Raw genomic sequence first — 20,267 nt, forward strand, 5'->3', positions numbered from 1 at the left:
GGGATAACGTTTGCGTAATCGTATAATTTGAAATGGATTTCCGCCGATTGTGAGAGTTTTAACCGATTTTGACAACTTTTTCACAAAAAAACCGATGGACAAAATCTGTCAAAGAGGTGTATCATGGTTGCTAAAATTGGTAGAACCAATTTTGACAAATTCAGAGATTTCATTGACAGGAGATTGAGCACTATGGATTATCAGGCACTGACGCCGGAACTTGTCCAACAGCTGTCCGCCATCGCGCCGGGACGTGTGTTTACCGGCAGTGACATCAATGCGGATTACAGTCATGACGAGATGCCCATTTACGGTAAGTCATTCCCGGAAGCAGTGGTGGAGGCGGCGTCCACGGAGGAGATTGCTGCGGTGATGAAGCTGTGCAACGAGCACCGCATCCCCGTTACCCCCCGGGGCGCCGGTACGGGCCTTGTGGGCGGAGCGGTTCCCGTCTGCGGCGGCGTGCTGCTGGTGACCACCCGGATGAACAAGATCCTGGGTTATGACGAGGAGAACTTCACCGTCACCGTTCAGCCCGGTGTCCTGCTCAATACCCTGGCGGAGGACGCGTCCTCCAAGGGGCTGCTGTATCCCCCCGATCCCGGTGAGAAGTTTGCCACACTGGGCGGCAATGTTTCCACCAATGCCGGCGGCATGCGGGCCGTCAAGTACGGCTGCACCCGGGACTATGTAAAGGCCATGACTGTGGTGCTCCCCACCGGCGAGATCATCCATCTGGGCAGCTCTGTTTCCAAGACCAGCTCCGGCTACAGCCTGCTGAATCTGATGATCGGCTCCGAGGGTACCCTGGGTGTCATCACGGAGCTGACGCTCAAACTGATCCCCGCTCCCAAGGAGACCATCAGCCTCATCATCCCCTATCCTGACATGGAGTCCTGCATTGCCTCCGTGCCTGCCTTTTTCCAGCATCACCTCAACCCCCAGGCGCTGGAGTTCATGGGCAAGGACATCGTCATCTCCTCTGAGGCCTATGTGGGCAAGCAGGTGTTCCCCCGCAAGATCGACGGCGTGGAGGCCGAGGCCTACCTGCTGGTGACCTTTGACGGCAACGATGCCGACGAGCTGGATGCGATGATCGAGCAGGCGTCCGAGGTGGTGCTGGAGGCTGGCGCCATCGACGTGCTGGTGGCAGACACCCCGGCCCTCAAGCGGGACGCCTGGGCTGCCCGCAGCAGTTTCCTGGAGGCCATCATGGCGGATACCAAGCTGCTGGACGAGTGCGATGTGGTGGTGCCCGTCACCCAGATCGCCAAGTTCCTGAGCTATGTGGAATCCCTCCAGGAGACCGTGGGACTGAAGGTGCGCAGCTTCGGCCACGCCGGCGACGGCAACCTGCACATCTACTGCTGCAGCAACGACCTGGAGGAGGACGCGTTCAAGGCCCGGGCCGAGAAATTCATGGAGGCCGTCTACATCAAGGCCACCGAGCTGGGCGGTCAGGTCTCCGGCGAGCATGGCATCGGCCGGGGCAAGGTTCCCTATCTGGCCGAATCCGTGGGTGAGGTGAACATGCGTCTGATGGAACAGATCAAGCAGGTGTTTGACCCGAATCTGATCCTCAACCCCGGCAAAGTCTGCTACAAACTGTAATATACATAAATTAAAATACAAAAAGCAATCGCCTGCGGCGGCGATGTGGAAAAGAAAGGCGGAAAACAACATGGCTTATCTTATCAATCCCGAAGATCAGGATCTGCTGGACAGTGTGCGGGAATTCTGTGAAAAAGAGATCAAGGAACAGTGCAAGGAATATGACGTCTCCGGCGAGTGGCCCGCGGAAATCTATAAGAAGGCGGCGGAGCTGGGCTACAATGGCCTGGAGGTTCCCAAGGAATACGGCGGCCTTGGGCTGGAGCGCATCACTGTGGCCGCGCTGATGGAGGAGTTTGCCAAGGCGGATGCAGGCTTTGCCTCCACCATCACCGCCAGCAATCTGGCATTGAAAGCCGTCCTCATCGGCGGCAGCGAGGAGCAGAAGCAGCACTGCTGCGATCTTTTGATGGACGGCAACCACGGCGCCTTCTGCCTGACCGAGCCCATGGCGGGTTCCGACGCCGGAAACAGCAAGACCACCGCCGTCCGGGAGGGGGACGAGTATATTCTCAACGGCCGCAAGTGCTTCATCACCAACGGCGGTGTGGCGTCCTTCTATGTGGTCACCGCCATGACCGACAAGTCCCAGGGCGTCAAGGGAATGTCCGCCTTTCTGGTAGAGGCCGGAACGCCGGGCCTGTCTACCGGGAACCATGAGAACAAGATGGGCATCCGCACCTCCAATACCTGCGATGTGGTGCTTGAGGACTGCCGCATTCCCGCCTCTGCCCTGATGGGCGCTGAAGGCGAGGGCTACAAGATCGCCATGAAGACCCTGGACATGTCCCGGGCCTGGGTGGGCTGCGGCGCCGTGGGCATTGCCCAGCGGGCCATCGACGAGGCGGTGGCCTATGGCAAGCAGCGCGTCACCTTCGGAAAGCCCATTTTGAAAAACCAGGCGCTCCAGTTCAAGATCGCCGATATGGAGATCCGCACGGAGACCGCCCGTCAGATGGTGGCTCACGCCCTGCGGCTGATGGATGCCGGGCTGCCCTACGGCCGGGAGTCCGCCATCGCCAAGTGCTATGCCGGCGATGTGGCGGGGCAGAATGCGCTGGAGGCCATCCAGATGCTGGGCGGATACGGCTACAGCCGTGAGTACCCGGTGGAGAAGCTCCTCCGGGACGCCAAGATCTTCCAGATATTCGAGGGCACCAACGAGATCCAGCGGATGGTCATTGGCAAGAGTGTCATCGGCAAGTTCTGAAATCCGGCGGCATCCGGCCGCTGATCTGCAATCTGTTGAAAATGAGGAGTAAAACAACATGGAACTTTTGGTATGCATCAAACAGGTGCCGGACGATTCCGTCACCGTAACGCTGGACCCCGCCACCGGCGGCCCCCAGCTCAAGGACATCACCCCGGTGGTCAATGCATTTGACACCTATGCACTGGAAATGGCCACCCGGTTCAAGGAGGCCAACGGCGGCAGCGTCACCGTGCTCACCATTGGTGACGAGGCGGCCCTGACACCGTCCCTGCGCAGCTGCCTGTCCGTGGGAGCGGACCACGCTTACGTGGTCACGGAGCCCGCGGCGGTCTCTGCCCCGGGCAAGGGCTATTTGCTGGGCCAGGCCGCCGGTAAGCTGGCGGAGGGCCCCTTCGACGTGATCTTCTGCGGCTGCGAGTCCACCGACACTGCTGACGGCCAGGTGGGTGTGCAGCTGGCTGAGCAGCTGGGGCTGCCGGTGATCACCAACGTCCTGGAGCTGGAGCCCAAGGACGGCGGTATTTCCGCCAAGCAGGAGACGGAGGAGGGCTACCGGGTGGTAGAGGCCCCCTGCCCCTGTGTGGTGACGGTGACCAAGCCCGCCTATGAGCCCCGGTATCCCTCCATCAAAAGCAAAATGGCGGCCCGGAAGATGCCCATCGGCACACTGACGGCGGCGGAGATGGGCACCGACGGTGCCCGCGCGGCAGCGGCGCCCGCCAAGCGCGTGGCGCTCTGCGCACCTCCTCAGCGGCAAAGCGGTGTGAAGATCCAGGAAAAGGAAGCCGCCGAGTCCGTGCGCCGGGCCATGGAGATGCTGGCCGGGCAGAAGCTGATCTGAGGGAGGATTTTTCGATATGCAAAATCATGGCATTGTGGTATACTTGGAGTGTGCCGGCGGTCAGCCGGTGAAGGCGAGCCTGGAAGCGCTCAACGCCGCCAAGCGACTGGCGGCTCAGCAGGGCGGCAAGCCGGTGGCGGCGGTGCTGCTGGACAGCGCAGATGCTGCGGCGGAGGCCGGCGCCTATGGCGCCGATGAGATTCTCAGCGTCCAGGTGGGAGGTTATCAGCCGGAGAGCTGTGCTGCTGCCCTGGCAGAGCTGTGCCGGCGCTATGAGGCGGACTGCCTGCTGCTTGGCTCCACCCGGGACGGCAAGGAACTGGCGGCAAGAGTGGCGGCCCGGCTGGGTGCCGGCTGTGTCACCGACGCCACGGGCCTGAGCGAACAGGGCTGGGTCCGCTCCGTGTACGGTGGCTCTTTGCTGGAGACGGTGGCCGTAGAGGGCCCGGCAGTGGTGACGGTTCGCTCCGGCAGCTTTGGCAAGCCGGAGCGGGAAGAGGGCCGCACCGCACCGGTCAGCCAGGAGGCGGTGACGCTTCCCGAGATCCGGACCGTGATCCGGGACACCGTGAAAGAACTGGCCGAGGCAGTGAACCTGGAAGACGCTGAGGTAGTCGTGGCCGGTGGCCGCGGCATGGGCAGCGCCGAGAACTTTGCCCTGGTGCAGGAGCTGGCGGATCTGCTGGGCGGTGTGGTCGGTGCCAGCCGCCCCGCCATCGAAGAGGGCTGGGTGCCCCGGAACCATCAGGTGGGGCAGTCCGGCAAGATTGTTGCGCCCAAGCTGTACATTGCCTGCGGTATTTCCGGCGCCATGCAGCATGTTTCCGGCATGAGCGGCTCGGGATACATCGTGGCCATCAACAAGGATGAGGATGCCCCCATTTTTGATGTGGCGGACGTGGGCATTGTGGGCAACGTGGCTGAGATCCTGCCTCTGATGATCGAAGAAGTGAAGGCCCGCAAGCGCTGAAAACATTCCCGGTGCAGGACAGGAATGTCCTGCGCCGCGGGGATTGGAGGATGCTATGCCGCAGAAAACTAACAGCCTGCAGGATTCCAACCGGATGTATATGCGGGTGATTGACTACATCAAGCAGGAGATCACCGCCGGCCGGCTGCAGGTCGGTTCCAAGCTGCCGCCGGAGCGGACCATGGCGGAGATGCTGGGCGTCAGCCGCAATTCCGTGCGGGAGGCGGTCCGGGTCCTGGAGATCATGGGGACCACGGTCAGTGTTCAGGGGGCGGGGCATTTCATCGCAAGCAATTTTGAAAGCGCGATGGTGGAGACGCTCTCGCTGATGTTCGTGCTCAAGAAGCTGGATTTCCGGCAGATCAGCCAGCTGCGTTATGCCCTGGAACTCAAGTCTTTCACACTGGCGGTGAACCATGCCACGGAGCAGGATCTGGCGGATCTGCGGGAGATCATCTCCCAGCTGGACATGGGCCTCAAGGAGGAAGAGGAGAACGTGCTGCTGGACAAGCGTCTCCACTATAGCATTGCCCGGGCATCGGGAAATCAGCTGTTTGTGGAGATCCTTCAGGCCCTGTCGGATGTGATGGACCGGTTCATCGCTGATCTGCGGCGGGATATCATGTCAGAGGAATCCCAGAAGCGAAAACTCTACGATGTTCACCGGCGGATCGTGGAGAACATTTTTACCAAGGACATTGCTGCCGGCTCCGCCGCCGTGGCGGAGCACTTTGCCCTGATTGACCAGCAGCTGGAACTGCGCGGCGGAGCCGTGCCGGATACAAATTGACGAGTTGATAGAGGAGGAAAGTCTGATGGCGGTCGTAAATCTCGATTTTTACTCTTATGAGCTGGCAATGAATACCCAAGCCACTGTTCTGCTGCCGGAGCGCCGGGGTGTGCCCTGCACCTCCCGGGAAGGAAAGCCTTATCCGGTTTTGTATCTGCTCCACGGTCATGGTCAGGACCACACCAGTTGGTTGCGCCTGACCCGTCTGGAAAATTATCTGCAAAACAGCGATGTCATCGTGGTAATGCCCAATGGCAGCCGGGGCTGCTATGTGGACGGAGTCCACAGCCATCGGTATGGCACTTATCTGACGGAAGAGCTGCCCTGCATTTTGAAAAACTGGTTCCACATCTCTGAAAAGCGGGAGGAGACGATGATTGCCGGCATGTCCATGGGCGGCTACGGCGCCCTGCGGGCGGCCCTCAGTCACCCGGAACAGTATGGGACGGTCGTCGGGCTCTCCTCCGTCATCCGGATGGGAAAGACCAGCCTCCGGGGACATGCGGACAAGGGACTGGCAATTCCGGAGGTGCCGGAGATCGACGATAATTTCCAGGAGATTTTCGGAGATGACGCATCCTATGAAACCTCTGCATACAGCCTGCGGAAACTGGCGCGGGATCTGGAAATGCGCAGCTGCCCCAAGCCCCGCCTGCTTCAGATGTGCGGAGATGAGGACCCGCTGCTGTCCGGCTGCCGGGAATTTGACACGTTTTTAACACAAGAGTGTCCTTCCATCCAGCATGAGCTGCGGGTGGGTCCGGGGATTCATGATTTTGTCTTTTGGGACCGGATGCTGCCGGAAGCCCTCCAGTTTTGCAAGTTGATCTGACGGTGCCGAAAATGGCGCAAACCCTGTCCGCCCAACGGGTGGACAGGGTTTTTTTAGAAAAACCTGAGTACTTGTCATACGAGATAGCTGCATGAAAAAGTCGGAAATCAAAATCTGAAAATCAAAAATCCGCATCCACAAAATTGTACAAAGTAAACAACTGAATTTGGGCTTACCTTGGGAAAACTATGGAAAGTAGAAAATTGAGCAGCCAAAAAACCCGATGATTTGAGGAAAAAACGGAGTTTGTTTGATTTGACGAAGTGCCTGAAAATATTGATGGATTTGGGCGGCAGGAATTTCAAATAAAAACGCTTTTTTATATATCGCACCCGGCGGACAAGAACGTTATAATAAAAGAAGATTTTGGACGGGCGCGCTTGCGTCCTCGGTATTTACAGCCGCATCAGGAGAAGAAAACAAAAAGGGAGGTGTTTTTCCGCCGGCTGGCGGATGGAGCCGGAACTGTGCTGCAGGACCGGCGAAGCGTGTGTCTGAGAGGGAGACGCCGCTTGATTCCAGCTCCATGGGGCCTGAAGAATACCGTTCCACGATCTGCTTGTGTCTGATTCTTTAGGAGGTGTGTTTATGACGCAATTTGTTCTGGCAATTATCATTTCTATTGCGGTCTTGATCTTCATGATCGTCAAGCTGAACATCCATCCCGTCATTTCCCTGTTTGTCGGCAGTATGATCGCCGGCTCCATCCTGGGCAACAACCCGGTTACCACCATTACGGCCATTGCCAACGGCTTCGGCAGCACGCTGGGCAGCATCGGCATGACCATCATCTTCGGCTCCATCATCGCCTGCTCCATCCGGGATTCCGGTGCTGCCAAGTCCATGGTGAACTTCTTCATCAAGCTCTTCCACGGCAAGAACCTGGAGCTGTCCACCGGTATGGCGGCCTACATCATGTCCATCCCCGTGTTCGGCGATGTGACCACGGTTCTGATCTCCCCTCTGTGCGCCATCATCTCCAAGCGGCAGAATAAGCCCATGGGCCAGATGGCGTCCTTCACGATCCTGGCACTGAATCTGACCCACTCCATGGTGCCCCCCACCCCCGGTATCCTGGCGGTTGCCGTGCTGCTGGGCGCGGACCTGGGCCTGGTCATTCTGTGGGGCATTGTCTGCTCCTTCATCGCCTACATCGTCACTTGGCTGCTGATGCGCAAGTGGGCTGGTAAGGATTATTATCCCCCCAAGCCGGAGTTTGTGGAAGGTGTGGAAGAGGTCAAGAGCAATGACTACCATGATCTGCTGATCAAAGAAGATAACCTCCCCAACGTGCTCTTCGCCATGTCCCCCATCCTGGTCCCCGTGATCCTGATCGCCCTGGCCTCCTTTGCTGATATGACCATGGCGGAGGGCGACGCCGTTCGCGTACTGCTGGATACTCTGGGCAACCGGAACATCGCTATGTTCCTGGGCGTGGTGTTCGGCTGGCTGCTGGCTGTGGCTCACAAGGACAAGGCTCTGGCCAACTACAACCTCACCTCCGGCAAGAACGAGAAGAGCCTGTTCACCATGATGTTCAACGGCTGGGTCAGCGAGGCTCTGGAAGTTGCTCTGATCCCCCTGATTGTCACCGGTTTCGGCGGCGGCTTCGCACAGATCATTAAGGACGCTCCCGCTGCTGGCGAGCTGGGCGACGTGGTCGCGGCCACCGGCTTCCCCGGACTGCTGGTTCCCTTCGTCATCGGTGCCGTTATGGAGTGCGCCGTTGGTTCCCGTACCACCGCTGGCATGACGGCCGCTGGCCTGTGCCTGCCCATGCTGGATTCCCTGGGCATCTCCCCCGTGGCCTGCGCGGTCATGATCGGTGCCGGCACCATGATTGTCTCTCACGTCAACGACTCCGGCTGGTGGGTCAGCCAGTCCATGTTCAACATGGATATGACCCGTACCTTCAAGTACAACACGCTGGTCGGCGGCGTTGCCGGTGTGATTGCCGGTATCGTGGGTGCGATCTTCATCACCATCGGTGTGATGTAAAAACGCGGATCAGGACTGCGGCTGCAGCCTGAGCGCATGTAAGCGTACATAAAATAGGGGCCACCGTTGGTGCCGTACGTGGCAGCGGCGGTGGCCCCTTCCCTGAAATTTTCGCGCCGGCTCCGGTGCGTGAATGAACCGTCTGAGGCGGAAAACCGACGGACGGGCAACCCTCCAAACAGCGACTATGGACAAAAAGGAGAAAAAACAATGATGCAGAAAAGTCATGACGATCGGATGCTGTGGGCACAGTTCGACGCTCTGGAAATGGGCACGGGCTGGGACGACACGGACATCGAAAAGCCGCAGATCATGGTGGAGAGCGTGTACGGCGACTCTCATCCCGGCAGCTGGCACCTGAATCAGCTGGTGGAGCAGGCGGTTTACGGTGTGTACGAAAAGGGCGGCAAGCCCGCCAAGTACTATGCCACGGATATCTGCGACGGCTGCGCGCAGGGCCATGACGGCATGAACGTGGTGCTGGCCTCCCGGGAGGCTCTGGCCAACATGGTGGAGGTGCATGCCTCCGCAGTGCCCTGGGACGGCATGATCCTCATGTCCAGCTGCGACAAGTCCATTCCCGCCCACCTGAAGGCTGCGGCCCGGATGGATATCCCCACCATCTTTATGCCGGGCGGTTCCATGCGGCCGGGTCCTAACATGACCACGTCTCTAGTGGCGGGCGACATCTCCCTGCGCCAGAAGCGCAAGGACGCCATCACGCCCCAGGAAGTGCGGGACTATAAGCTGACCGGCTGCCCGTCCGTGGGTGCGTGCACCTTCCTGGGCACCGCTTCCACCATGCAGTGCATCGCGGAGGCCCTGGGCATGACGCTGCCCGGCGCTGCCCTGGCACCGGCAACCATGCGGGATATCATCCAGTACGCCCGTTATGCCGGCCGCAAGATCATGGAGCTGGTGGAAAAGAACATCACCGCCAGCAAGATCATGACGCCTGCCGCGTTCAAGAACGCCATCATCGTGCACAGCGCCATCGGTGGTTCCACCAACGCCACCATCCACCTGCCTTCCATCGCCCGGGAGCTGGGCTATGACCTGCCCATCGAGCTCTTTGACGAGATCAACCATCAGGTGCCCCATCTGGGCAACATCAATCCCTCCGGCACACAGCTGACCGAGTCCTTCTGGTTTGCCGGCGGTATCCCCATGGTGCAGTGGATGCTGCGGGATATGCTGGATCTGGACGTGATGACTGTCACCGGCAAGACCCTGGGTGAGAATCTGGAGGATCTGCACAAGGACAACTGGTTCGATCGGAATCTGGGTTACCTCGCTAACTACGGTCTGACCCGGGATCAGGTGATCTTCCCCGTGGAGAAGGCCCCCGAAAAGGGCTCTGTGGCCATTCTGAAGGGCAACATCGCCCCCGAGGGCTCTGTTCTGAAGTACTCCGCCTGCGCAATGAATCAGCGGGAAGTGGTCAATGCCAAGGCCCGGGTGTTCAACTGCGAGGAGGATGCTCATGACGCCGTGGTGGAGAACAAGATCAATCCCGGCGAAGTGATCATCATCCGCTATGAGGGCCCCCGCGGCTGCGGCATGCCCGAGATGCTGATGACCACCGAGGCCATCGTCTGCGATGAGCGGATCAACGGCTCCGTGGCCCTGATTACCGACGGCCGCTTCTCCGGTGCCACCCGCGGCGCTGCCATCGGCCACGTCAGCCCCGAAGCTGCTGCCGGCGGCCCCATCGCATTCCTGGAGGAAGGCGATTTGATCTCCTACAGCGTCAAGGACCGCACCATCAACATGACGGGTATCCACGGCGTGCCCTGCACAGTGGAAGAGGCCACGGCGGAGTTGGCCAAGCGCGCTGAGAAGGGAATTCTGCCTCGTGAGCCCCGCAAGGGCTTCTACAAGCTCTACACTGACCACGCTCTCTCCGCCATGAAGGGCGCCGGACTGGAATAACCGGAAAGGAGCGACCGGATGAACGCAGCATATCTGGCACCGGCCATCACGCTGTTCCGAAAAGACGGAACGCTGGATCTGGAGAGTCAGGGAAAACTGTTTGACAACCTGATCGAAAAGGGAATTGACGGGATTCTCGTGGAGGGAAGCTCCAGTGAATTTTTCGCCATGCCCATGGAGGAACGCCGGGAGATGGCACGATTTGCCATTGAGCGGGTGGACCACCGGGTCAAGCTGATCATCGGTACCAGCAGTATGGTAGCCAGTGAGATCACGGAGTTTTCCAACTACTGCCTGGAGCAGGGGGCGGACGCGGTGATGATCCTGCCGCCCTACTACTTCCGCTTTGGCGCGGAGGCGCTTTTGCAGTACTATGACCGTCTGGCCCGGGAGATCCATGGCCCGATCTACATTTATAATTTCCCGGCCAACACCGGTACGTCCATCCAGCCGGAGACCGTGCTGCAGCTGGCCACTATGCACAGCAACATCGTGGGCATCAAAGATACCACGGTGGACATGAGCCACACCCGTGAGCTGATCAAGACAGTCAAATCCCAGATTCCGACTTTCGAGATCTACTCCGGCTATGACGACAACTTTGCCCATAACATCCTGGCCGGCGGCGACGGCTGCATCGCGGCACTGAGCAATGTGGTGCCGGAGGTGTGCGCCGCCTGGGTGAAGGCCTTCCGGGACAACGATCTGGAGGGAATCGCCAGGGGCCAGCAGGCCATTGACCGCCTGATGGACCTGTATACCATCCGGGACCCCTTCCTGCCGGTTTTGAAAGAGGCCTGCAAGATGCGGGGCATTGCTGCCAGCAGCACCGGCACGTTCCCCATGCCAAACGCCACAGTGGAGGATGACGCAAGAATTTCTGCATTGCTGGCCCATGAGGGAATCCACTGAGCACAATTCAAAACGGGAGCCCGTTCCGATTGAGGAACGGGCTCCCGTTTTGTGTGATGGGGCGATGGCGGCGGGATGACCGGCACCATCGGATTTGTTAAGAAGGAGAGGACAGGGAAGAATCCGCCTGCTCTCCGTCGCCAAAGAACAAAAGCCAGCTGTTGGTGACGTGTTCCTCCATGATTTCCCGGCAGAGCTTGGGGTCTCTTTGCCGGAAGGCGCTGAGCAGCCGCTCGTGATAGAAAAAGCCTGTCTTGGGGCCCTTGATTGCAGTCATTTCGTGCCAGCTGCTGCGCAGCACATTGTTCAAAATCCGATAGACCCCGATGATCATGGGATTTCCGGTCATCTCTCCGATGAGCATGTGGAAAGAGAGGTCATAATAGGAGTTCCGGTCCACATCGTTTGCGGTTTCCAGCATCTGGTGATACAAAATCGCCAGATGGGAGATCTGCTCATCCGTGGCGCGGGTGGCAGCCAGTTCTGCAACCGGTCCTTCAAACACACGGCGGAATTCCAGCACCGCACGCAGGGAGTCATCGGCCAGATACACGTCCGGAATCAGATCCTGCATAAAAGTGCCGATGCTGGGCTGGCTGATGAACGATCCGTCACCGACGCGGGTTTCAATCAGGCCCTGGGCGGACAGAGACTGCAGCGCCTGCCGGATGGAAACGCGGCTCACCTGAAAAATTTCCGCCAGCTCATTTTCTGAGGGGAGGCGTTCCCCGGGTTTCCATTTCCCGGTCAGGATCTGATCTTTGAGTTGGTTTTCGATTTGTGTGGACAGTTTGATACGGCTGACCGGGTGAAGTGCCATGCAAGGTTCCTCCCTTTTGTAAACTCTACCAATTTTACTATACCTGCTGGAAGGCGGAAATTCAAGACTCGTATGACAAATAAACAGCTGGATAGATCGTACAAAAAGAGACCGGAATTTCTGCTGAATCCACAGAAACGTTGAATTTCTGATCTGAATTCAAAAAAATACAAGAAAAGAGGGGTATTTGGCTGTTGATTGTAAAAGAAAATGCAAGAGTTACAATAGCTGCTGCCTTTTCCATTTGGACATGATTCACAGGGAATTCTTGAAAGATACCTCGAAAACTGGTATATTAGTCCTGTAATTTGAGCGAGCACCTCCTGAAAAAAGAAAAGGAGCTTGTTGCAGTTACTTGTATGACAGGTAGCCAGGGAAACCGGCGGGGTGATTCTGCACTGAGGCCGGACGCCCCGTGTGCTTGCGTTTGGAAAATGTCCATGGTATGATGAAATAGTAAACTTTTACGGGGAAAATCTTGCGGATTTTGTCTGAAAATACAGTCGGCTGTGCCGGAGCGGCCGACTCCATGGAGGGTGTGCAGTGTCACAGTTTTTAACAGGTGCAGAGCCGATGGGAAACGCGGTGCGCTTTTCCAACAACACGGACCAATATGGATATGATGCTGTTTTTTATCAGAGCGGACAGAATATTGCAGGCTTTCTGCATATTCACGATTTCTTTGAATTTGTGATTTATCTGGGCGAGGAGCCGATCCGGTACCAGGTGGCCGGAAAAGAGTATCCGGTGGAGTTTGGAGATGTTCTGATCTGCGATATGATGGACGAGCATCGGCTGCTGTGTGACCGGAACGAATCCCATATGCGCTTCAGCGTGGGGCTTTCCTTCGGCTTTGTGATGGCCTGTTCCACCAAGGATGACAATCTGCTTCAGATCTTCAGCCGGAACAGCAGCTGCTATCCGGTGTTGCATCTGGGGGCACTGGCGATCCACAAATATGTGGAGCTGATTCAGCAGTTCCAAAACTGCCCGGTGGAGCGTGGACAGCGGGTATTCCATCAGGCCATCCTCCATCAGATGCTGGCCTATCTGCAGGACGATTTCCTGCGGATCAACGGCACCGGTGCCACCATCACCCGGCAGGATACCCTGGTGTGTGAGCTGGTCAACTATATCAATCTGCATATTGGGGAGGACTTGAGCCTGAAGACTTTGGGCCTGGTGACCAATTATAACCCCACCTATCTCTCCCGCACTTTCAAAAATATTACCAGAAGTCCGCTGAAGACCTACATAGACGAAAAGCGCATCAACACAGCAAAGCTGCTGATGTCCCGGGATATCCCCATGACGGAGATTGCCCTGCAAGTGGGGTACCAGAATTACAGTACCTTTTATAATACGTTCAAGCGCCTGGCCGGAGTGAGTCCGGAGCGTTATGCGCGGGAAATCCGCGGCCCGGAAAAAGCGGAACAGGAGATTCCCTGAAGTTCCCGTAAAAAGTGGAAAACGTTGCGTTTTATATACGTGAGGCCATTTCCTGCCCGGATTGTCCGGCAAGAGAATGGATGGTGTATTTGTGGGATTGAGCACGGAAAAAATCAAAAATCGAAAGCTGAAAATCAAAAATCAGAAGAAAATTTCTTTGTGCAATTTCACGAGCCGGATTTTTACCAAACAGAAATATCCACCTGTTCCAAATCGGAAAAACGCCGATTTTTCCGGAGAAAAGGGAAGAGAAGGCTGTGCAGGCTGACAAACGAACCATGGGGCTTTACAGGGAACCGGGTATGGATTTTCGAAGAATTACGCCGGTTTGGCAATCGACCCGTCATGTGGAAAACGATATAGTAGAGTTGTGAGTTTTCCACGGGGATTACGTTCCGTCCTTTCCAGAGAGGGAGGCGGGCGGCCCTGAAAAATCCGCGTCCCGTGTTGCGGCGGGCGCATGGAGAACGCAGCATTGGCGGCCGGACCACGGGGTGCGGCCGGGGAGCTTGAATTCAATAAAGTGAGGGAAAAGTATGAAACAAAAAGTGGTCATGGACGGAAACACCGCCGCGGCCTACGCCTCTTACGCATTTACGGAGGTTGCGGCCATCTATCCTATCACCCCTTCTTCCCAGATGGCGGAATCCGTGGATGAGTGGGCGTCTCAGGGCAAGAAGAACCTCTTTGGAAAGCCGGTCAAGGTCATTGAGATGCAGTCCGAAGCAGGTGCCGCCGGCACCTGCCACGGTTCTTTGCAGGCCGGCGCGCTGACCGCCACCTATACGGCAGCCCAGGGTCTGCTGCTGATGATCCCTCCCATGTTCCGCATCGCAGGTGAATTTCTGCCGGCGGTGTTCCACGTCTCCGCCCGCACGGTGGCCCAGAATATGTGGTCCATCTTCGGCGACCACTCCGACGTGATGACCTGCCGGTCCATCGGCTTTGCCATGCTGGCCTCCGCCTGTCCTCAGGAGTCGATGGACCTGGGCGCGGTGGCGCACCTTTCTGCCATCAAGGCACGTCACCCCTTCATGCATTTCTTTGACGGCTTCCGCACCTCCCACGAGATGCAGAAGATCGACGCTCTGGACTATGAGGATCTTCGTCCCCTGGTGGATTACGACCAGATCAGGGCCTTCCGGGCCAACAGCCTCAACCCGGAGCATCCCCACGCCCGGGGCACCACTGCCGGCACTGAGACCTTCTTCCAGGGCCGGGAGGCCTCCAACGGCCACTATGAGGCCATCCCCGACATCGTCCAGCACTACATGGACGAGATCAACAAGATCACCGGCCGCAACTACAAGCTCTACGATTATTACGGCGCGCCGGACGCCACCGAGGTGGCCGTCGCCATGGGTTCCGTCACCGAGACCATGCGGGAGGTGGTGGATGAGCTCAACTGCCGCGGCCGCAAGGTGGGCATGATCTCCGTCCACCTGTTCCGCCCCTTCTCCGCCAAGCACTTCCTCAGCGTGCTGCCGGAGACCGTGAAGAAAGTGGCGGTTCTGGACCGCACCAAAGAGTCCGGCTCCGTGGGCGAGCCGCTGTATCTGGACGTGAAGGCCGTGCTGGATGATTCCGGCCGTTCCTTCTCTGCGGTGGTGGGCGGCCGGTACGGTCTGGCCGGCAAGGACACCACCCCGGGGCAGATCGTGGCGGTGTACGATAACCTCTCCCAGGACGCCCCCAAGACAAACTTCACCATTGGCATCGTGGACGATGTGACCCATACATCTCTGCCCTATCATGAGGTGACTATCGACAAGCCCCATGAGATCGCCTGCAAGCTGTGGGGTACCGGCGGCGACGGTACCGTGGGCGCCAACAAGAACTCCGTCAAGATCATCGGGGACCTGACCGAGAAATATGCCCAGGCTTATTTCGCATACGACGCCAAGAAGTCCGGCGGCGTGACCCAGTCTCACCTGCGTTTCAGCGATCAGCCCATCCATGCCACCTATCTGGTCCAGTCCGCGGATTTCGTGGCAGTCCATAACCCCGCTTACCTCACCAAGTTCGACGTGGCAAAGGACCTCAAGCCTGGCGGGACCTTCCTGCTCAACTGCCAGTGGAGCGCGGAGGAGCTAGACGAGAAGCTGCCCGGCAACCTCAAGCGGGGCCTTGCGGAGAAGAAGGCCAAGCTGTATTTGATCGACGCGTCCCACATCGCCATGAAGCTGGGACTGGGCAACCGGACCAACACCGTGCTCCAGTCCGCGTTCTTCAAGCTGGCCGGCATCATTTCCATGGAGCAGGCCATGGACGCCATGAAGGAGGCTATCAAGAAAACCTACCTGGTGAAGGCCGGTCAGAAGGTGGTGGATCTGAACTGCGCCGCCGTGGACGAGGGCGTACAGGCCCTGCATCAGGTGGAAGTCCCCGCCAGCTGGCTCAATGCGCCGGTGGAAGAGGCCGCCCCCGCGGCGGAGGGAGACTTCCTGGAGCAGGTCTTCAAGCCCATGGACCGGATGCAGGGAGACAGCCTGCCGGTGTCCGTCTTCCAGAAGTTCGGCACAGTGGACGGCACCTGGCCCAGCGGCACTTCCAAGTACGATAAGCGCCGGGATGCGATTCAGATTCCCCGGTGGGAGCCTGCCGCCTGCATCCAGTGCAACCTCTGCTCCCTGGTCTGCCCCCACGCGGCCATCCGCCCCGTACTGCTGACGGAAGAGGAAAAGACCGCCGCACCGGCGGGATTTGCAACGGTTCCCGCCAAGGGACCGGGACTGGAGAAGTACGCCTTCCGCATCCAGGTCTCTCCCTTTGACTGCCTGGGCTGCGGCTGCTGCGCCAACGTCTGCCCCGCCAAGACCAAGGCCCTGACCATGGAGAGCGCCGAGTCCCAGGCGGGCGAGGCGGAAAACTGGACCTACGGTGTGGAGCAGGTGCCTGTCAAGCAGGACGCCGGCAGCGACAAGACCGTCAAGGCCAGCCAGTTCAAAAAGCCCTATTATGAGTTCCCGCCCGCCTGCGCAGGCTGCGGCGAGACCGCGTACATCAAGCTGGTCACCCAGCTCTTCGGCGATCACATGTACATCGCCAATGCCTCCGGCTGCACCGCGGCCCACGGCGGTTCCCTGCCCTCCACGCCCTACTGCAAGGATGACCGGGGCTTCGGTCCCCCCTGGGAGCAGTCCCTCTTCGAGGATAACGCCGAGTTTGCCTTCGGCTTCCTCCAGGCCCATGACACCGTCAACAGTGAGCTGGTGGACGCTGTGGAACTGCTGCGGGACGCCGGCGTTGCCCAGGCGGAGTGCGAGGCGTATCTCGCCAGCCGGGAGCACGCCAAGGAATCCCGGGATGCTACCGACGCCCTGGTAAAGGCGCTGGAGTCCGCCGCATGCGAGACGGAGGAGACGAAGGAGGCCCGGGATCTGGTGCTCCAGAACCGGGAGTTCCTCAGCAAGAAGTCCGTGTGGGCCTTCGGCGGCGACGGCTGGGCTTACGATATCGGCTTCGGCGGTCTGGACCATGTCCTGGCCTCCGGCAAGGACATCAACATGCTGGTACTGGACACCGAGGTGTACTCCAACACCGGCGGCCAGTCCTCCAAGGCCACATCAGCCGGTGCGGTGGCCCAGTTTGCCGCCTCCGGCAAACGAACCAAGAAGAAAGATCTGGGCAGGATGCTCATGAGCTACGGTTATGTGTATGTGGCCCAGGTGGCCATGGGGGCCGATCCCAACCAGACCCTCAAGGCCATCCGGGAGGCCGAGGCCTATCCCGGCCCCTCCGTGGTCATCGCCTACGCGCCCTGCACGGCTCACGGCATCCCCCACGGCATGGGCAACTGCCAGAATGAGATGAAGCGGGCCGTGGATGCCGGATACTGGCACCTGTACCGCTATAATCCCGCCCGGAAGGCGGAAGGCAAGAATCCCTTTGTCCTGGATTCCAAGGAACCCACCGGGGATTACCTGGACTTCATCCGGTCTGAGCGGCGCTTCGCCGCGCTGGAGGCCAAGTTCCCCGAGGAGGCTAAGAAGGTCTTTGCCCAGGCCCAGCAGGATGCCAAGGAGCGCTACGCCTCTTATGCGGCGCTGAATGAGAACCCGGACTGAGCCCATTTTCAGGCTGCTTCGGAACGGCCGCCCCGGTACTTTGGTACCGGAGCGGCCCGGTCCGGTTTCAGCGCAGCCGCAACTCTGTTCACTGCCCATCTGCCGCGAGTGCCGGTGGGCTCCAATGATTGAATTTTGATATAGAGAGGACATCTGGAATGAAGACTGCAAAAGAATATAAAGACAGCCTCCGGGAGCGGAAAATCAGAGTCTACGTAAAGGGCGAGCTGCTGGACAGCGCCTCCGTGATTGACCATCCCTTCATCCGGGGACATGTGAATTCCGCCGCCATGACCTACGCCCTGGCCAGCAACCCGGAGTATGCGGACCTGATGACCGCTACTTCCCACCTCACCGGCCACAAGATTAACCGCTTCACCCACATCCACCAGTCCGTGGACGATTTGATGAAAAAGGCCAAGATGCTGCGCACCATATCCCAGAAGACCGGCACCTGCTATCAGCGCTGCGTGGGCTTTGACGCTCTCAACGCCACCTATACCGTTACCTACGAGTGTGACCAGGCGCTGGGGACGAACTACCACGAGCGGTTTAAGAAGTTTTTGATCCAGGTCCAGGACAACGACTGGATGGTGGCCGGCGCCATGACGGATGTGAAGGGCGACCGCAGCCTGCGCCCCAGCCAGCAGGCGGACCCGGACATGTTCGTCCACGTGGTGGAAAAGCGGGCCGACGGCATCGTTATCCGGGGTGCCAAGGCCCACATGACCGGCATGGTCAACTCCCACTGGATGCTGATCATGCCCACCATGGGCATGAAGGAGAATGAGGCGGAGTATGCCGTCTCCTGCGCCATCCCCGTGGATGCCCCCGGTGTGACCCACATCTTCGGCCGCCAGACCAACGACGACCGCAAGTGTGAGGGAGCCATTGACCAGGGCAACGCCAATTACGGCATTGTGGGCGGCGAGTGCCTGACGGTGCTGGACAATGTGTTCGTGCCCTGGGAGTATGTGTTCATGTGCGGGGAGTACCAGTTCTCCGGTCTCCTGGTAGAGCGCTTTGCCTGCTATCACCGCTCCAACTACGGCGGCTGCAAGGGCGGCGTCAGCGACGTGGTCATCGGCGCTGCCGCGCTGTGGGCCGATTATCAGGGAACCAGCAAGGCAAGTCATATCAAGGACAAGCTCAACGAGATGATGCACATGACCGAGACGCTGTACGCCTGCGCCGTGGCTGCCGCGGCCATGGGCGGCCCCACCCCCTCCGGAGCCTACTTTGTGGACCGGCTGATGGCCAATGTCTGCAAACACAATGTCACCAAGCTCATCTATGACATCGACCGCCTGGCTCAGGACATCAGCGGCGGCATCATTGCCACCATGCCCTCTGAGGCGGATCTGCGTAACCCCGAGATCGGCAAGTGGGTGGAAAAGTATCTGCGTGGCGTGGACGGCGTTCCCACCGAGGACCGTATGCGGGTGGGCCGTCTGCTGGAGAATATGACCGGCGGCACCGCTCTGGTGGAGTCCATGCACGGTGCTGGTTCGCCCCAGGCCCAGAAGGTCATGTACTCCAAGCTCTCCGGCCTGGAGCAGAAAAAGAAGTTCGCCGCCCATATCGCCGGTGTAGGTCACAGCGAGGAGTAATCCTCCGGTTTGAAGACAATAGCCGGTTCCGGTAAGCGCCTGGTCAGAGGCGCGGGGCCGTGCCGGAAGAATCATGCAGAAAAGGAAGGAAGAAACTATGGATTTTTCTCTCACGCGTGAACAGGCTCTGGTTCAGAAGATGATGCGCTCCTTCACGGAAAACGAGGTCAAGCCCATCGCTGCGGAGATCGACCGTACCCATCAGTATCCCGCCGAGAACGTGGCCAAGCTCTTCCAGCTGGGCGTCATGGGCATGACCGTGCCCAAGGAGTACGGCGGCATGGGCGCCGATCAGGTGGCTGCCGCCATCTGCACCGAGGAGCTGGCCAAGGCCTGCGCCTCCACCAGTGACATCGTGGCGGGCCACACGCTGTGCTGCGTGCCCATCGTGGAACACGGTACCGAGGAGCAAAAGCGCAAATACCTGCCCATGCTTACCAAGGGCGGTGTGCTGGGCGGCATGGGCATCACCGAGCCCAATGCCGGTTCCGATGCCTCCAAGAGCCAGACGGAGGCCCGTCTGGAGGGCGACCACTACGTGATCAACGGCTCCAAGATCTTCATCACCAACGGCCCCGAGGCCGGCGTGTTCGTGATCTTTGCCATGACCGACAAGACCAAGGGCAACAAGGGGCTGTCCGCTTTCATCATCGAGAGCAGCTTTCCCGGCTTCTCCATCGGCAAGGTGGAGGACAAGATGGGCCTGCACGGCGTCCACACCTCCGAGATCGTCTTTACCGACATGATCGTGCCCAAGGAGAACCTGCTGGGCAAGGAGGGAGCCGGCTTCAAGATCTGCATGCAGACCCTGGACACCGGCCGGATCGGCATTGCTGCCCAGTCTCTGGGCATTGCAGAGGGCGCTCTGGAAGAGGCCATCGCCTACACCAAGGGCCGCGTCCAGTTCGGCAAGCCCATTTCCAAGTTCCAGAACACCCAGTTCACCTTTGCCGACATGGCTATGCGCATTGAGGCTGCCCGCCTGCTGACCTATCAGGCTGCCAGTGTGAAGGAGTCCGGTGCCCGCTGCACCAAGCAGGCCGCTATGGCCAAGCTCTCCGCCTCTGAGACCGCCATGTGGGTGACCACCAAGGCGCTGCAGATGTTCGGCGGCTACGGCTATACCAACGACTATCCCATGGAGCGCATGATGCGCGATGCCAAGATTACCGAGATCTACGAGGGCACTTCTGAGATCCAGCGCATCGTCATCTCCGCCAAC

General features: G+C 59.0%; 14 protein-coding genes. 13 read left to right on the forward strand and 1 reads right to left on the reverse strand.

Translation table 11 applies throughout. From position 1 onward, the window contains the following. The first annotated feature begins 192 nt into the window (after nucleotides 1–192). The 9 genes from QZL67_RS08410 to QZL67_RS08450 all read left to right on the forward strand — a co-directional run bounded on the left by QZL67_RS08410 (nucleotide 193) and on the right by QZL67_RS08450 (nucleotide 11,099). Nucleotides 193–1,611, forward strand: coding sequence for an FAD-binding oxidoreductase (locus tag QZL67_RS08410; RefSeq protein WP_022290283.1), 1,419 nt, complete (start codon nucleotides 193–195; stop codon nucleotides 1,609–1,611). 70 nt (nucleotides 1,612–1,681) lie between these two features. Next, nucleotides 1,682–2,821, forward strand: coding sequence for an acyl-CoA dehydrogenase family protein (locus QZL67_RS08415; protein WP_022290284.1), 1,140 nt, complete (start codon nucleotides 1,682–1,684; stop codon nucleotides 2,819–2,821). Between the two features lie 58 nt (nucleotides 2,822–2,879). After that, nucleotides 2,880–3,665: an electron transfer flavoprotein subunit beta/FixA family protein gene (locus QZL67_RS08420; protein WP_022290285.1), complete on the forward strand. Its 786-nt coding sequence runs from the start codon at nucleotides 2,880–2,882 to the stop codon at nucleotides 3,663–3,665. Nucleotides 3,666–3,681: 16 nt separating this feature from the next. Next, nucleotides 3,682–4,635, forward strand: a complete 954-nt coding sequence (locus QZL67_RS08425) for an electron transfer flavoprotein subunit alpha/FixB family protein (protein ID WP_022290286.1) — start codon at nucleotides 3,682–3,684, stop codon at nucleotides 4,633–4,635. Between the two features lie 55 nt (nucleotides 4,636–4,690). Further along, nucleotides 4,691–5,425: a FadR/GntR family transcriptional regulator gene (locus QZL67_RS08430; RefSeq protein WP_022290287.1), complete on the forward strand. Its 735-nt coding sequence runs from the start codon at nucleotides 4,691–4,693 to the stop codon at nucleotides 5,423–5,425. 25 nt (nucleotides 5,426–5,450) lie between these two features. Further along, nucleotides 5,451–6,257, forward strand: a complete 807-nt coding sequence (locus QZL67_RS08435; RefSeq protein ID WP_022290288.1) for an alpha/beta hydrolase family protein — start codon at nucleotides 5,451–5,453, stop codon at nucleotides 6,255–6,257. A 588-nt stretch (nucleotides 6,258–6,845) separates the two neighbouring features. Further along, on the forward strand, nucleotides 6,846–8,255 hold the full coding sequence (locus QZL67_RS08440; RefSeq protein WP_022290289.1) for a GntP family permease: 1,410 nt from the start codon (nucleotides 6,846–6,848) through the stop codon (nucleotides 8,253–8,255). A gap of 210 nt (nucleotides 8,256–8,465) precedes the next feature. Continuing rightward, nucleotides 8,466–10,187: a dihydroxy-acid dehydratase gene (gene ilvD, locus QZL67_RS08445; protein WP_022290290.1), complete on the forward strand. Its 1,722-nt coding sequence runs from the start codon at nucleotides 8,466–8,468 to the stop codon at nucleotides 10,185–10,187. A gap of 18 nt (nucleotides 10,188–10,205) precedes the next feature. Then, complete coding sequence (locus tag QZL67_RS08450; protein ID WP_022290291.1) at nucleotides 10,206–11,099, forward strand: dihydrodipicolinate synthase family protein; 894 nt, start codon at nucleotides 10,206–10,208, stop codon at nucleotides 11,097–11,099. A 97-nt stretch (nucleotides 11,100–11,196) separates the two neighbouring features. Here the strand turns inward: QZL67_RS08450 and QZL67_RS08455 are convergent, their stop codons facing one another. After that, nucleotides 11,197–11,919, reverse strand: coding sequence for a FadR/GntR family transcriptional regulator (locus QZL67_RS08455; protein ID WP_022290292.1), 723 nt, complete (start codon nucleotides 11,917–11,919; stop codon nucleotides 11,197–11,199). A gap of 543 nt (nucleotides 11,920–12,462) precedes the next feature. Between QZL67_RS08455 and QZL67_RS08460 the strand changes: the two genes are divergently transcribed. From QZL67_RS08460 to QZL67_RS08475, 4 genes are all read left to right on the forward strand, one after another. Then, on the forward strand, nucleotides 12,463–13,368 hold the full coding sequence (locus QZL67_RS08460) for an AraC family transcriptional regulator (RefSeq protein ID WP_292920151.1): 906 nt from the start codon (nucleotides 12,463–12,465) through the stop codon (nucleotides 13,366–13,368). Between the two features lie 536 nt (nucleotides 13,369–13,904). Further along, complete coding sequence (gene nifJ / locus QZL67_RS08465) at nucleotides 13,905–17,435, forward strand: pyruvate:ferredoxin (flavodoxin) oxidoreductase (protein ID WP_022290294.1); 3,531 nt, start codon at nucleotides 13,905–13,907, stop codon at nucleotides 17,433–17,435. A gap of 158 nt (nucleotides 17,436–17,593) precedes the next feature. Continuing rightward, nucleotides 17,594–19,045 carry a 4-hydroxyphenylacetate 3-hydroxylase family protein gene (locus QZL67_RS08470; protein ID WP_022290295.1) on the forward strand — a complete coding sequence of 484 codons (1,452 nt, stop codon included), beginning with the start codon at nucleotides 17,594–17,596 and terminating at the stop codon, nucleotides 19,043–19,045. A 97-nt stretch (nucleotides 19,046–19,142) separates the two neighbouring features. After that, a partial coding sequence (locus QZL67_RS08475) for an acyl-CoA dehydrogenase family protein (RefSeq protein ID WP_292920153.1) occupies nucleotides 19,143–20,267 on the forward strand: 1,125 nt, incomplete at its 3' end.

Source organism: Oscillibacter sp. CAG:155 (assembly GCA_000436875.1).
Lineage (GTDB): Bacteria > Bacillota > Clostridia > Oscillospirales > Oscillospiraceae > Oscillibacter.

What these genes read in the sequence shown, in the direction of transcription:
- QZL67_RS08420 (WP_022290285.1), top strand. Translation starts at nt 2,880, where the DNA reads ATGGAACTTTTGGTATGCATCAAACAGGTGCCGGACGATTCCGTCACC.
- nifJ (WP_022290294.1), top strand. Translation starts at nt 13,905, where the DNA reads ATGAAACAAAAAGTGGTCATGGACGGAAACACCGCCGCGGCCTACGCC.
- QZL67_RS08415 (WP_022290284.1), top strand. Translation starts at nt 1,682, where the DNA reads ATGGCTTATCTTATCAATCCCGAAGATCAGGATCTGCTGGACAGTGTG.
- QZL67_RS08440 (WP_022290289.1), top strand. Translation starts at nt 6,846, where the DNA reads ATGACGCAATTTGTTCTGGCAATTATCATTTCTATTGCGGTCTTGATC.
- QZL67_RS08410 (WP_022290283.1), top strand. Translation starts at nt 193, where the DNA reads ATGGATTATCAGGCACTGACGCCGGAACTTGTCCAACAGCTGTCCGCC.
- QZL67_RS08435 (WP_022290288.1), top strand. Translation starts at nt 5,451, where the DNA reads ATGGCGGTCGTAAATCTCGATTTTTACTCTTATGAGCTGGCAATGAAT.
- QZL67_RS08450 (WP_022290291.1), top strand. Translation starts at nt 10,206, where the DNA reads ATGAACGCAGCATATCTGGCACCGGCCATCACGCTGTTCCGAAAAGAC.
- ilvD (WP_022290290.1), top strand. Translation starts at nt 8,466, where the DNA reads ATGATGCAGAAAAGTCATGACGATCGGATGCTGTGGGCACAGTTCGAC.
- QZL67_RS08455 (WP_022290292.1), bottom strand. Translation starts at nt 11,919, where the DNA reads ATGGCACTTCACCCGGTCAGCCGTATCAAACTGTCCACACAAATCGAA.
- QZL67_RS08430 (WP_022290287.1), top strand. Translation starts at nt 4,691, where the DNA reads ATGCCGCAGAAAACTAACAGCCTGCAGGATTCCAACCGGATGTATATG.
- QZL67_RS08425 (WP_022290286.1), top strand. Translation starts at nt 3,682, where the DNA reads ATGCAAAATCATGGCATTGTGGTATACTTGGAGTGTGCCGGCGGTCAG.
- QZL67_RS08470 (WP_022290295.1), top strand. Translation starts at nt 17,594, where the DNA reads ATGAAGACTGCAAAAGAATATAAAGACAGCCTCCGGGAGCGGAAAATC.